The 12,986-nt window shown below is 68.0% G+C and carries 9 protein-coding genes; 3 read left to right on the forward strand and 6 right to left on the reverse strand.

What is annotated here, in order from left to right; genetic code table 11:
• The first annotated feature begins 391 nt into the window (after positions 1–391).
• The gene (locus tag FEF15_RS18375; protein ID WP_163560785.1) at positions 392–2,101 is read left to right on the forward strand and encodes a methyl-accepting chemotaxis protein; all 1,710 of its coding nucleotides are present in this window, start codon (positions 392–394) and stop codon (positions 2,099–2,101) included.
• Positions 2,102–2,152: 51 nt separating this feature from the next.
• Here the strand turns inward: FEF15_RS18375 and FEF15_RS18380 are convergent, their stop codons facing one another.
• From FEF15_RS18380 to FEF15_RS18390, 3 genes are all read right to left on the reverse strand, one after another.
• Positions 2,153–2,932, reverse strand: coding sequence for a DUF2182 domain-containing protein (locus tag FEF15_RS18380; protein WP_163560787.1), 780 nt, complete (start codon positions 2,930–2,932; stop codon positions 2,153–2,155).
• A 12-nt stretch (positions 2,933–2,944) separates the two neighbouring features.
• Entirely contained in the window at positions 2,945–3,577 is a 633-nt protein-coding gene (locus FEF15_RS18385) for a DUF1326 domain-containing protein (RefSeq protein ID WP_163560788.1), read from the reverse strand.
• Between the two features lie 215 nt (positions 3,578–3,792).
• Entirely contained in the window at positions 3,793–5,295 is a 1,503-nt protein-coding gene (locus FEF15_RS18390) for an aldehyde dehydrogenase (RefSeq protein ID WP_163560790.1), read from the reverse strand.
• Positions 5,296–5,685: 390 nt separating this feature from the next.
• On the opposite strand from FEF15_RS18390, the gene FEF15_RS18395 reads away from it, so the two are divergent.
• A complete protein-coding gene (locus tag FEF15_RS18395; protein ID WP_163560791.1) occupies positions 5,686–7,062 on the forward strand; it encodes a glutamine synthetase family protein in 1,377 nt (458 codons plus the stop codon).
• An 80-nt stretch (positions 7,063–7,142) separates the two neighbouring features.
• Here the strand turns inward: FEF15_RS18395 and FEF15_RS18400 are convergent, their stop codons facing one another.
• The 3 genes from FEF15_RS18400 to FEF15_RS18410 form a co-directional block, all read right to left on the reverse strand.
• On the reverse strand, positions 7,143–7,727 hold the full coding sequence (locus tag FEF15_RS18400; RefSeq protein WP_163560793.1) for a glycine zipper 2TM domain-containing protein: 585 nt from the start codon (positions 7,725–7,727) through the stop codon (positions 7,143–7,145).
• A gap of 216 nt (positions 7,728–7,943) precedes the next feature.
• Positions 7,944–8,867 carry a methylenetetrahydrofolate reductase gene (locus tag FEF15_RS18405; protein WP_163560795.1) on the reverse strand — a complete coding sequence of 308 codons (924 nt, stop codon included), beginning with the start codon at positions 8,865–8,867 and terminating at the stop codon, positions 7,944–7,946.
• 3 nt (positions 8,868–8,870) lie between these two features.
• Complete coding sequence (locus tag FEF15_RS18410) at positions 8,871–10,067, reverse strand: glycine cleavage T C-terminal barrel domain-containing protein (RefSeq protein WP_163560797.1); 1,197 nt, start codon at positions 10,065–10,067, stop codon at positions 8,871–8,873.
• A 297-nt stretch (positions 10,068–10,364) separates the two neighbouring features.
• Between FEF15_RS18410 and FEF15_RS18415 the strand changes: the two genes are divergently transcribed.
• A complete protein-coding gene (locus FEF15_RS18415) occupies positions 10,365–12,932 on the forward strand; it encodes an FAD-dependent oxidoreductase (protein ID WP_163560799.1) in 2,568 nt (855 codons plus the stop codon).
• Positions 12,933–12,986 lie beyond the last annotated feature (54 nt).

Here is a 12,986-nt window from a genome sequence, read left to right on the forward strand (position 1 = left end):
GAACACCACCGATGCCGTATCGGCTCCTGAAGCTGGCTGAGCCTTATGCGTAATCAGGTAGGCTTTTTGCAGACGCTTGACAGGATCGCGCTAGAACCAGCCGAGCATACCAATACCTCCATCGTTTGTTGTACAGAACCAACACAAAGTGCCTAGGGTAAATACCCCATCAGGGCAGGCTGGTGCTGTGTCTACGCGCTGCCACTTCAGCCAATCCCTTGGGAACACAGGCGTAACCCGCGACCCCGGGGCCAACAGAGGCTTCGTCGAAAATATCGAATACTCGAATTCATAATATTGAATTGTACAGATAATGTACAATCTATACGGTGTCCTCAGCGTCATGCTTATGCCTGGCAGGATGACCCCTAACGACAAAAGGACACCAACCATGAAGACACTCTCGGCCAGACTTTCCCAAACCGGCATCCGTACACGACTGGTCAGCGGCTTCTCTGCCGTGCTCGCTCTGATCGTGATCTTGACCGTTGTCGGTATCGACCAGGTCAACCGCATTGACCGCGACTTGACCACCATCAACGACGTCAACGGCGTCAAGCTCCGCCATGCCATCGACTGGCGTGGCAGCGTACACGACCGCGCCATCCTGCTGCGCGACATGACGCTGGTTGCACAGCCGGAAGAGCTGGAACGCTTGCAGGCCGACTATCGGGCGCTGGCCGACAACTACCAGAGCGCCAGCCAGGGCATGCAGCGGATAATCACTAACCACGGCGCCAATCAGGAAGAGAACCGCCTGCTCGCCACCATTGACGCCCAGGCCGAACGCACCAACGCCTTGGCTGAGGCAATCATCGAGCACCGCGAGGGCGGCGACCTGGCCGAGGCACGCAACACGCTGCTGAGCGCCGCCGGCCCGGCCTTCTTCCAGTGGCTCGACGACATCAACGCCTTCATCGATTACCAGGAAGCGGAAACTGCGGCGGATACCGCCAGCGCCCGCGACACCGCTTCCGGCTTCCAGATACTGATGCTCGGGCTGTGCCTCGCTGCCCTGATCATCGGCGGCCTGATCGCCTACTTCCTGTCACGCCAACTGCTGCGCGAGCTGGGCGCCGAGCCCCATGAAGTGAAGGCCTTTGCCGAGGCCATCGGTCGCGGCGAGCTGACCACCACGGGGCAGCTGCGCCAGGGCGACCGCCACAGCATCATGGCCGCCCAAGTAGCCATGGCCCGCCAGCTGCAGGGCATCGTTGCCCAGGTCCGCGCTGCCGCCGAATCGGTGGCCAGCAACAGCGAGCAGATCGCCGAGGGCAACAGCGACCTGGCCTCGCGCACCGAACAGCAGGCCAGCGCCCTGTCGCAGACCGCCTCGGCCATGGAGGAGCTCAACGGGACCGTGACCCAGAACTCCCGCAACGCCGAACAGGCCAGCCACGAGGCCGAAGGGGCGGCGAGCACCGCCACCCGCGGCGGCCGGGCCGTGCACCAGGTAACCGAGACCATGCGCGAGCTGGACGCGAGCTCCAGCGAGATCGCCAGCATCATCTCCACCATCGACGACATCGCCTTCCAGACCAACATCCTGGCGCTCAACGCCTCGGTAGAAGCCGCTCGCGCCGGCGAGCACGGCCGCGGCTTCGCCGTGGTGGCCGCCGAAGTGCGCAAGCTGGCCCAGAACAGCGCCGACGCCGCCAGCGAGATCACCGACCTTATCCAGCGTAACGGGGAGCGGGTCCAGCACGGCAACGAGCGCGCCGCCGAGGCGAGCCAGGCCACCGAAGAGATCGTCGCCGCCATCGGCCGGGTCAGCCAGATCATGCAAGAAATCAGCGAGGCCAGCGCCGAACAGCGCGCCGGGGTCCAGGAAGCGGGCACCGCGGTCACCCAGATGGACCAGGTTACCCAGCAAAACGCCGGCCTAGTGCAGGAGAGCGCCACCGCCGCCGGCAACCTGCGCCAACATGCCCAGCAGCTGATGGCCGCCATGTCGGCCTTTCAGCTGCCGGCCAGCAGCACCGCTGTGAACCGCGCCCTGGCCGATATGGCCTCGGCCGACGCGGTGCCGCAGGCGATGGCGGCCCCGGCCGCCAGAGTGCCCGCTCGAGCACAGCAAGAGCCGGAGTGGGAGAGTTTCTGATCACGACGGCCTGCCCCGAAGGACCGGCGCCCGCTCAAGGAGAGAGCGGGTTCACCCCACCGCCCCCCATAGGGTCACCCCGCCCCAGGCGATCAGCACACCGCCCAGGCCATGCCCCAGCCAGTGGCCGGCGGGGGCCAACTTCTCGATCAGCACCCAGAGGGCCAGCCCGGCAATCCAAGCCAGATTCATGACACCGCCGACGAACAGCAGCAGCATCAGCATCCAGCAGCAGCCGACACAGTAGGCGCCATGGCGCAGCCCCATCGTGAAGGCGCCCCATTGCCCCTCACGCCACTGGGTCAGCATGAAGTCCAGTGGCGAGCGGCAGTGACGCAGGCAGGTATTCTTGAGCGGCGACCACTGGTAAAGGCCGGCGCCGATCAGCACCAGGCCTGCCACGCCCTGACTGGTGAGGGCCAGCATGGGTGACAGCAGGAACGCCTGCTGGAAGGCAAACTGCAGCAGCATCGCCGCCAAGCTGAAAAACGACCAGATTGCCACATAGCCGGCCGCAAAGAAGCCCGTCGCCACGACGGGTTCGCCGCGGGCCCAGCGCCGCCGGGTCAGGGTGGCATGCAGCAGGAGCATGGGGGCGGCTCCGGGCAGCATCATCGCCGCCATCATCACCGCCCACATCAGCAGCACCAGTGCCGCTTCGTGCGGCGTCCACACGCCCCCCGCCATGGGCATCAGCAGGCTCTTACCCCGTGCCATCAGCACCGCGTCGGCAACCAGATACCCCCAGCCCAGGGCGATGATGGTGCCCAGGCCGCCGATCGTCCAGCACCGGTCGCGGCGCAACAGCCGCTCCAGCGAGGAAGCCGGCATGACCGTCGCCTCCTAGGCGGCGACCCCCTGCGGGGTCTGGACCACCTTAGCCAGGGTGCTGTGGGTGCCTTGGGTGGTAAAAGCCAGCTCTCCACGGCTGTCGATGTCCGCCGCGGCTACCTCGCCCTCCTGGTGCTCGAAGCCTTCCGGCATGACGATCCGGATGCGGTGCGGCTCGTCGGTGACGGGATTGCGGATCGGCACCACCTGGGAGCTCAAGGCACCGGGCATCTCGATGCTGGCCGTTCGTGCCGCCATGTCGAACTCGACGTCGATGGGCGCAAAGATGGGATCGTGCAGCCGCGCCACGATCAGGCTGAAGATATGGAACAGCGTGCCTTCGTCGGAATGGGCCCCGGAGAGAATCTCGAGCAGTGCTTCACGCTGCTCCGGGGTGGCCTTGTCATCGATCAGCGGCTGCGCATCACCGTCGCCCTCGTGCAGCGGCCCCGGAAAGCTCACCACGACGAAAAAACTCAGTCCATCGAGGCGTGTCTCACCGAAGTGGCCCGAGTTGATCCGCATACCCAGAAAGCCCAGACACTCCCCCTGGGTCGGCGGGGCCTGGAAGTCACAGGGGCAACCGAAAGCGCAGTTACAATTCTTGATCCAGTCTCCTTCGAGACGCCAGTCTTGGCGGGACATGGTGGAACCCTCCTCTTCGCCAATAGCACTGCGCCCGTTGCCAGAGCATCACTGGCAACCGGCATCGGAGGCTCCATCCGCGAGCGAGTCGTGTTACTCCCTTGTCACGGAGTGTAGCAGGCCCTTCTTCACCGGCCAGGGAGCGAGGCGCCTCGCGCCAACAGCGGCGAAAGCCCGCCGACGCCACGGGAGGCTCCTGGGACAATGCCAATGCCTCAAGGCGCCAACGCCATCCACACCGTCTTGAGTTCGGAGTATTCCTGCAGCGAGTGCATCGACTTGTCGCGGCCGTTGCCCGACTGCTTGACGCCGCCGAAGGGCACCGTCTGGTCACCGCCGGCCCAGTTGTTGACGAACACCTGGCCCGAATGGAGTCGGCGAGTCACGCGCATGATGCGATCGATGTCCTGGCTCCACAGACCGGCGGCGAGGCCGTAGTCGCTGTCGTTGGCCATGGCGATGGCCTCCTCCTCGCTGTCGAAACCGAACACCGCGAGCACCGGGCCGAAGATCTCCTCTCGGCCGATGGCCATCTGTGGCGTCACGCCGTCGAACACCGTGGGCGGGATGAAGAGCCCGCGCCCTTCTAGCGCCTCGCCGCCGGTGCGCAGCCGAGCGCCCTCCTCCACGCCCCGGCGGATGTAGTCGAGAATCCGCCGGTGCTGCGCCTCGTCGACGATAGCGCCCATGAAGCTCTCGGGGTCGAGGGGGTCGCCGGGCTGCATGCGCTCGGCGGCGGCCAGCACCTTGTCGACGAAGGCGTCGCGGATGGGATTCTCCACCAGCAGTCGCGAACCGGCGATGCACACCTCGCCCTGGTTGTGAAAGATCGCCGCGGCGGCATGCCGGGCTACCCGATCAAGGTCCTTGCAGTCGGCGAAGATCAGGTTGGGGCTCTTGCCGCCGCACTCCAGGTAGACCCGCTTGAGGTTGGATTGGCCGGCGTACTGCATCAGCTGCTTGCCGGTGGCGGTAGAACCGGTGAAGGAGAGACAGTCCACCGCCATGGAAAGCGCCAGCGCCTTGCCCACGGTGTGGCCGAAACCCGGCAACACCTGGAAGACGCCGCGCGGCAACCCCGCCTCCCGGGCCAGCTGGGCGAGGCGCAGCGCCGAAAGCGGCGACTTCTCAGAGGGTTTCAAGATGACGCTGTTGCCCGCGGCCAGCGCCGGGGCGATCTTCCAGGCGGTCATCATCAGCGGGAAGTTCCAGGGCACGATGGAGGCGACCACGCCGAGCGGCTCGCGCAGCACCAGCGCCAGCGACTCCTCGCCGGTGGGCGCCACCTCGCCGTAGACCTTGTCGATGGACTCGGCGTTGTAGCGCAAACAGGCAATCGCCCCGGCGGTGTCGCCCTGGGCGCTGGTCACCGGCTTGCCCATGTCGAGGGTGTCGAGCAGCGCCAGCTCGTGCTTGTGCGCCTCCATCAGGTCGGCCAGCTTGAGCAGGGCCTTCTTGCGCTTGCCAGGGGCGAGACGCGACCAGACGCCGCTCTCGAAAGCGGCCTGGGCAGCAGCGACGGCACGCTCGGCATCCGGCGCATCGCAGCTCGCCACCTGCGCCAGGATCTCGCCGGTGGCGGGGTTGCGCGTGGCGAAGGTATCGCCGCTCGCCGCGGCCCCGAAGTCGCCGTCGATGAAGGCACGGCACTCGAGAGTCAGGGAGTCGGCGAGTGCCTGCCAGTCGGCACGGCTCTCGGGTCGGCGCTGAGCACTCATGCGGGAGTCTCCTCTGTCTAGGGTGGGTAGTGCGTGTTCGGTGGTATTGTGCACGGATGGGGCCTGCAGCGCCTCGCTCATGAGGGCGCCGCCCCGGGCATCCCGTGCTGACGGTGACCTGGCAGTCACGGCGGGCAGCGGCGAAGCCGCGGGCAGGGGCGTCATCGCGGCAAGGCAAGTCGCGCTGTTATGCTTTACTCAACATACCGCTGCACATGGCGCTTGCCAAACTCTTCGAAGAAGCGCCCTACCTGCCGTGAACCATCGAATCATTAGCGGGCATTTCCGACACTGCACCGTTGTCGATCACCACCAACCCGTAAAGGATTTGACAACATTTTTCGGCCATTGAAAGATGGCCGTTACAGCCACCCTGACACAGGTGACATCATGTCGTCTCGCCCCGCCGCCGAGGCCCAGGCCTTTCTCGAGCAGCACCCGGAGATCGACAGCGTCGACCTGCTGATCAGCGATCTCAACGGGGTGATGCGCGGCAAGCGTCTGCCGTGGAGCAACCTCGCCAAGGCGTATGCCCAGGGCGTTCATCTTCCCGCCTCGGTCTTCGCCCTGGACATCAACGGCAACACCATCGAGGCCACCGGCCTGGGGCTCTCCAGCGGGGACGGCGACCGCCTCTGCCAGCCGGTCGCCGGCAGCCTGGCCCCCTGTCCCTGGCTGCGCGGCGGTCGTCAGGCCCAGCTGCTGATGACCATGTGCGAGGCCGACGGTGGCCCCTTCTTCGCCGATCCCCGTCAGGTGCTGTCGCGGGTGCTCGCCCGCTTCCGGCAGGCGGGGCTGACGCCGGTAGTGGCGGTGGAGATGGAATTCTCCCTGGTGGACCGCGCCCGCGACGCCCTGGGCATGGCCCAGCCGCCGCTATCGCCGGGCAGCGGCGAGCGGGCCGCGCAGAGCCAGCTCTTCTCGATCGGCGAGCTCGACGAGTACGCCGATTTCCTCGAGGCGATCCAGCAGGCTGCGGCCACCCAGGGCCTCCCCCTGGACACGGCCCTCAAGGAGTGCGCCCCGGGACAGTTCGAGATCAACCTGCTGCACTGCGCCGATGCCCTGGCCGCCTGCGACAGCGCGGTGCTGCTCAAGCGGCTGATCAAGGGCGTGGCCCTGGCTCACGGTTTCGAAGCCACCTTCATGGCCAAGCCCTACGGCCAGGAGGCGGGCAACGGCACCCACGTGCACATCAGCCTGCTCGACGCGGCCGGCGACAACGTCTTTGCCGCCGCCGACGGTGAACCGCTCGGCACGCCACGGCTGCACCAGGCGATCGCCGGGCTACTGGTGACGATGCCTGCCGCCATGGCCTTCTGTGCGCCCAACCTCAACTCCTTTCGTCGCTTCCAGCCGGGATTCTACGTGCCCATGGCGCCCACCTGGGGCTACGACAACCGCTCGGTGGCACTGCGCATCCCGGCCGGTCCCCACGCGGCGCGACGCATCGAACACCGCGTGGCGGGCGCCGACGCCAACCCCTACCTGCTGCTGGCCACCCTGTTGGCTGGCATCGAGCACGGCCTGGACCACGCCCTCACCCCGCCACCGCCCATCACCGGCAACGCCTACGCCCAGGTGGCTCCCAGCCTGACCAACAGTTGGCAGCAGGCTCTCGACCTGCTGGAAGGCGATGCGGTACTCAACGAGGCACTGGGCCGGGAGTTCGTGTCCGTCTTTCTCGCCAATCGTCGTGCCGAGCGCGAAGCGGCGATGCAGGCGGTGAGCCGGCTGGAGTATGACTGGTACCTTCGTCAGGTATGAGCGCCCGCCGGACACGACGACGCCCGGCCACTGAACTGGCCGGGCATCGTGATTGAGCGCAAAACGGGCCGGGCGGCGGCTCAGCTCTCCTCGGTGAGCACCGCGTCCCAGCGCGGCTCGCCCTCCTCGAGGCGGACGCGCTCGCCCTGCGGCGCAAAGTCCAGCTGGCTGGTGCGAGTGGTCTCGCCATGGCGCCAGGTCACTTCGTAACCCTCGGTCTCCTGATGGGTATCCACCACCGTGCGGCACTCGCGCCGGGTAATGGTCTGGGGCTGGGCCGCCTGGGCCCGCTGGTTGGCCTCCACCCGGCCCTGGATTTCGCGGCCGGCCAGTCCACCGCCCACGGCACCGGCGATGGTCGCGATCTGCTTGCCACTGCCGCCACCGATCTGATTGCCGAGCAGCCCGCCGACAATGGCTCCCGCCGCGGTGCCGACGACGCGGTGCGGGTCGCGGCTGGGCGCGGCCGGCTGGTGCGGAGCCTGGCTCACCACCACGTCCTCGCACACCTCCCGCGGGGTTTCCACGGTGCGCGTGAGGGGCTCGACACCGACGATCTCGGCATATACCGGCGCGCTGGCCTGCTGGACTTGCCAGGCGCCCATCGCCATTCCGCCCAGCCCCAGCACGGCCAGGGTGGTACCCACCACGATTGACTTGTTCATGTGTCACCTCCTGTCGGACGCACGAGGCGTCCCTGCCGAACGATGGTTGCGGCGATACGGGGCTCGGGGGCTGCTGAGACGCAGGGCGGCGCATCCGGCGCCACCCTGCGGGCAAGCCTACACGCCGGCCGGCGTCGCCGACAGAGAAGGACGGCGACTTGCACAGAGTTTGTCGCCCCGTCGCCAGCTGGCGACGGGGGCGCGGCGGATACCCGCTCATCCCAGCGGCTCGGCGCTGGCGGCACCCTCCGGCTGCGGCGCGGCATCGGCATCCCGGCACGGCGGGGAGACGGCCGGTTGCCAGCGATCCAGCCACTCCCGGGTCGCCGCCACCCGGTTGAAGGTGTAGAAGTGAAGCCCGGCAAAGCCCGGGCCGCCATCCAGAACCGGCCGCAATGCCTGAAGCAGCGCATCGGGACGGTACCGGGCAGGACGTAGCAGGCGCCCGAGCCACCCCCGGCCGCGTTTCAGGGCACGCGTCGAGGGGCCGATCCCCAAGCGCACGGCCATGGCCATGAGCTGGGTGCGGGCGATCACGCCGGGCACGCCGGCATAGACCGGCAACCGCAGGCCACCGCAACGCTGCGCCTCGAGCCAGCTCACCAGCGGTGCCGCCTCGAAGCAGAGCTGGGTGACCACGTAGTCGGCATGCTGTGCCTTGGCGTCGAGGATGCGCTGCAGCGTCGCCGCCTCGAAGTGCGGATGCCCCTCGGGATAGGCGGGAATGCCCAGCCGCGCCGGGCGCAAGGGCAGGGCCGCCAGCGCCTCGAGCAGTTCCAGGCCGCCCGGGTAGTCGCCCTCGGGTTGCGGGGCATCGCCGCCCACCACAAAGGTATCCTCGATGCCCGCCGCCGCCAGGCGCGTGGCCACCCCCTCCAGGTGACGCTGGTCGCGCACCTGCCGCGCGGCCAGGTGCGGCACGGCGCGATAACCCGCCGCCTGCAGCCATTCTGCCGCGGCCAGGGTGCGCTCCAGGCCGTGGCGCGGCGAGCAGGTGACCGTGACCACGGCACCCCGCGGCAGGCTCGCGGCGGCCGCCTCCATGCCGGCGAAGGGCAGCAGCTCGAAGCGGGGCACTGCCACAGGGGTAGCCTCGCCGCCGCGGATTTGCGGCGGCGCTGTCTGCTGAGCGTCCGACATGGTTCAGCCCTTGGGGATCGCCTTGCTCGGGTCGTGGAACGGCTTGGGCACCACTCGCGCCTCCTGCAGCCCCGTGTTGGCCTCGATGCGCAGCGGCGTGTCGAGTTCGGCGTGCTCGATCGGCACCATGGCGTAGCCAATGTTGCGCCCCTGGCGCGGCGAGTGGGTGGCGGAGGTCACCTGGCCGATGCGTTCACCGGCCGCGTCAAGCACGGGGAAGACGTCGATCATCGCGCCGTCGGTGAAGTAGCCGATGTTGGGCCCGTCGATCTCCACGCCCACCAGCTTGCGCGACACCCCTTCGGCCTTGATGCGCTCCAGGGCGGCGCGACCGATGAAGTCGTCGTCGCCGCGCAGGTCGACCATCCAGTCGTAGCCCATGCCCACTTCGAAGGGGTTGGTGTCGTACCAGATGTCGCAGCCGAAGGCGAGGATGCCGCCCTCGATGCGGCGGATATGGCAGGGGCCGATCACCTGCATGCCGTGGGGCCGACCGGCCTCGAAGACGCGCTGCCACAGCGCCTCGCCGCAGCGGCTGGCCTCGCGCAGGTAGATCTCGTACCCGATCTCCCCGGAGTAGCCGGTCCGCGAGATCACCACCGACATACCGTCGAGCTCGGCCTCCATGAGGTGGTAGTAGGGCATCTCCAGCACGCGCTCGCCGAACAGGTCGACCATTACCGCCTTGGCCTTGGGCCCCTGAACCTGCACCGGCGCCACGTCCACCTCGCGGATGGTGACATCCAGGCCCGAGCGGTAGGCGAGCCCCTGGCACCACAGCAGCACGTCGCTGTCGGCCAGCGACAGCCAGAAGCGATTCTCCTCGATGCGCAGCAGCACCGGGTCGTTGATGATGCCGCCGTCGGGGGCGGTGACGAAGACGTACTTGCACTGCCCCGGCTGGCAGTGGCGCATGTCGCGCGGCACCAGTTGCTGGGTGAAGGCGAAGGCATCCGGCCCACTGATCTCGATCTGGCGCTCTACCCCCACGTCCCAGAGGGTGACGCCCTGCACCAGCGCCCAGTACTCGTCCACCGGGTCGGTGTAGAGGCGGGGATGGTAGTGGTGGTTGTAGACGCTGTACTTGCGTACCCCGTGACGGCGCGAGGCGTAGAAGAACGGCGACTTGCGAATCCGCGGATAGAGCAGAATCTCCGGTGCCGCGACGTCTTGGGGAATGCTCTCGATGGCCTGGGACATGTTCGCTGCTCCTTGCCCTGCTGGTGGACCGCACCGGCGGCGGATCCAAAGCGAGTGAACCGGGCTCGCCCCGACGGGCTACCCTTGTCCTGAAGCTAGTGCCGTGACGACCCCGTCGTGGCGCCAGTGACGACGGCGATTTTGGTCGCAGCGACACCGTCCCCCTCCCCCGCCCTGCCGCTGTCGTCGCCACACAAGTGCGAGTCGTCAGCGGACAGCAACCCGAGGCAGGGTGCATTAGGTTGAGGAGAAGCAGTCAGTGACGGGAGCGGCGGCGGGCACACCAGGAGAGCAGCCATGGCGACACTACCCAAGCAGGCACGCGCAGTGATCATCGGCCAGGGGGGCATCGTCGGCGCCTCGGTCGCCCACCATCTGATCGAGCAGGACTGGACGGACCTGGTAGGGCTCGACAAGTCCGCCATCCCCTCGGACATCGGCTCCACCTCCCACGCCTCCGACTTCTGCTTCATGACCGCCCACGACAAGATGTCGTGCTACACCACCACCTACAGCCAGCGCTTCTACGAGCGCCTGGGCCACTACCAGAAGGTCGGCGGCCTGGAGGTCGCCCGTGTGGGTGACGACGCCCGTCTGGCGGAGCTCAAGCGCAAGGTGGCCTCGGGAAAGGCATTCGGTACCCATGCCCGGATGATCGATGCCGACGAGGCGGTTGAGCGCTTTCCGCTGCTCGAGCGCGAGCTGATCCAGGGGGCGATGTGGGACCCGGATGCCGGCCTGGTGGTGCCGCGCTCGCAGCAGGTGGCCGGCGAGCTGATCGAACAGGCCCAGGCGGCGGGCCACCTCCAGGCCTTCGCCGATACCCCGGCGCTGGGCATCGACGTGCGCGATGGCCGCGTGTGCGGCGTTCAGACCGCCAAGGGCTATATCGCCACCTCGCTAGTGATCGTCACCTCGGGTATCTGGGGGCCGCTGCCCGCCGCCATGGGCGGCGCCGCCCTGCCGCTGATGCCGGTGGAGCACCCCCTGCTGTTCTTCGGGCCCTTCGACACCTTCGCCGGCACTGGCCGCGAGATCGGCTACCCGCTGCTGCGCGACCAGGGTAACTCCGCCTACCTGCGCGACACCGGCGACCCCGCCACCACCGAGGGGGGCCAGCTCGAGTGGGGCTACTACGAGGCCCGCAACCCCCGCCTCGTCCACCCTCGCGACATCCTCGAACGCCAACAGGCGCGACTGTCGCCCTCCATGCGCGACCTGGAGCTGGACCAGGTCATGCACGCCTTCGAGCGCGCCATCGAGCTCACCCCGGTGCTCGGCGAGCTGGGCTGGGACGAGAAGCACTCCTTCAACGGCCTGCTCTCCGTCACCAACGACGGCGGCTCCCTGGTCGGCGAGTCGCCGGAGACCCGCGGGCTGTGGTTCTGCGAGGCAGTATGGGTCAAGGACGGCCCGGGGATGGGCAAGGTGCTCGCGGACTGGCTCACCAAGGGCAAGCCAGAACTCGACCCCCACGGGATCGACATCGCCCGCTTCTACCCCGTACAGAAGACGCCGGACTACGTATACGGCCGTTGCCGCGAGATCGCCTTCAAGATCTACGACCCGCCGGTGCACCCCCGAGAGCCCTTCGAGAGCGGCCGCAACCTGCGGCGCAGCCCCTTCTGGCCGCGTGAGAAGGAACTGGGCGGTCACTTCATGGAGGCCGCCGGCTGGGAGCGCGCCCACGGCTACGCCGCCAACGAAGCGCTGCTCGAGCGCTTCGCCGCGCGGGTGCCCGAGCGCCCCGACGAGTGGGACGGCCGCCACTTCTGGCGCGTCTCCAACGCCGAGCACCTGGCACTCTCCGACGACGTGGGCATGATCAACCTCTCCCACTTCGCCATCTACGACGTCACCGGCCCCGACGCCGAGGCGCTGCTGGAATATCTGTCGGTGGCCAAGGTGGGCGGCGACACCCCAATCGGCAAGGGCGTCTACACCCACTTCCTCGACGCCTGGGGCGGCGTGCATTCGGATCTCACCATCGTGCGCCTCGCCGCCGAGGCGTTCCGCGTGATCTGCGGCGGCGATACCGGGCATCGTGACCTCGTGTGGATGCGGCGCATGGCCGAGTCCCGGGGGCTTGCGCACCTGTACATCGAGGACCGCACCGACAGCCTCGCCACCCTGGGGCTATGGGGTCCCAACGCCCGTCGCACGCTGCAGACCGTCGCCGACGACCCCGACGGGCTGGACAGCGACCGGTTTCCCTTTGCCACGGCGCGCGAGATCCGCGTGCGCGGCCTGCCGGTGTGGGCCTTCCGCATCTCCTACGTGGGCGAACAGGGCTGGGAGCTCTACACCCCCTTCAGCTACGGCCTCACCCTGTGGGACCGGCTCTTCGAACAGGGCGTGACGCCGGTAGGCATCGAGACCTACGCCAACAGCCGCCGCCTGGAAAAGAGCCTGCGCCTGCAGAACGTCGACCTGCTCACCGAGTACAACCTCTACGAGGCGGGGCTCGCCCGGCCCAAGGTGAAGGCGGCGGAGTTCCACGGCAAGGCCGCCTACCTGGCCCAGCGCGAATGCGACCAGCAGCCCGCCTACCTGTGCACCCTGGTCATGGAAGAGAATCGCGACGCAGCCGGCACGCCACGCTTCCCGGTGGGCCACTCACCGATCCTCGACCCCGAGAGCGGCGAGGTGCTGGTGGACAGCGAGGGGCGCCGTTCTTACGTGACCAGCATCGCCTACGGGCCCTCCGTGGGCGCGATCATCGCCCTGGGCTACCTGCCGGCCGCGCAGGCCCGCGAGGGCAACCGACTGCTCATGGAGTACTTCGGCGAGCACTATCCAGTGCGTGTGGAGGCGGTGGGCTATCGGCCGCTGTATGACCCGGACAACCAGCGTCCCCGCAGGTGACTGCTCCCCGCCCTAAGCGCTGACGCGCCACGGGCGAGGCTTCCCACTTCTCAG

This window comes from Halomonas sp. NO4 (assembly GCF_010994375.1).
Lineage (GTDB): Bacteria > Pseudomonadota > Gammaproteobacteria > Pseudomonadales > Halomonadaceae > Halomonas.

Bases quoted from the DNA above. Each gene is read 5' to 3' on its own strand.
- FEF15_RS18375 (WP_163560785.1), top strand. From the start codon at position 392: ATGAAGACACTCTCGGCCAGACTTTCCCAAACCGGCATCCGTACACGA.
- FEF15_RS18380 (WP_163560787.1), bottom strand. From the start codon at position 2,932: ATGCCGGCTTCCTCGCTGGAGCGGCTGTTGCGCCGCGACCGGTGCTGG.
- FEF15_RS18385 (WP_163560788.1), bottom strand. From the start codon at position 3,577: ATGTCCCGCCAAGACTGGCGTCTCGAAGGAGACTGGATCAAGAATTGT.
- FEF15_RS18390 (WP_163560790.1), bottom strand. From the start codon at position 5,295: ATGAGTGCTCAGCGCCGACCCGAGAGCCGTGCCGACTGGCAGGCACTC.
- FEF15_RS18395 (WP_163560791.1), top strand. From the start codon at position 5,686: ATGTCGTCTCGCCCCGCCGCCGAGGCCCAGGCCTTTCTCGAGCAGCAC.
- FEF15_RS18400 (WP_163560793.1), bottom strand. From the start codon at position 7,727: ATGAACAAGTCAATCGTGGTGGGTACCACCCTGGCCGTGCTGGGGCTG.
- FEF15_RS18405 (WP_163560795.1), bottom strand. From the start codon at position 8,867: ATGTCGGACGCTCAGCAGACAGCGCCGCCGCAAATCCGCGGCGGCGAG.
- FEF15_RS18410 (WP_163560797.1), bottom strand. From the start codon at position 10,067: ATGTCCCAGGCCATCGAGAGCATTCCCCAAGACGTCGCGGCACCGGAG.
- FEF15_RS18415 (WP_163560799.1), top strand. From the start codon at position 10,365: ATGGCGACACTACCCAAGCAGGCACGCGCAGTGATCATCGGCCAGGGG.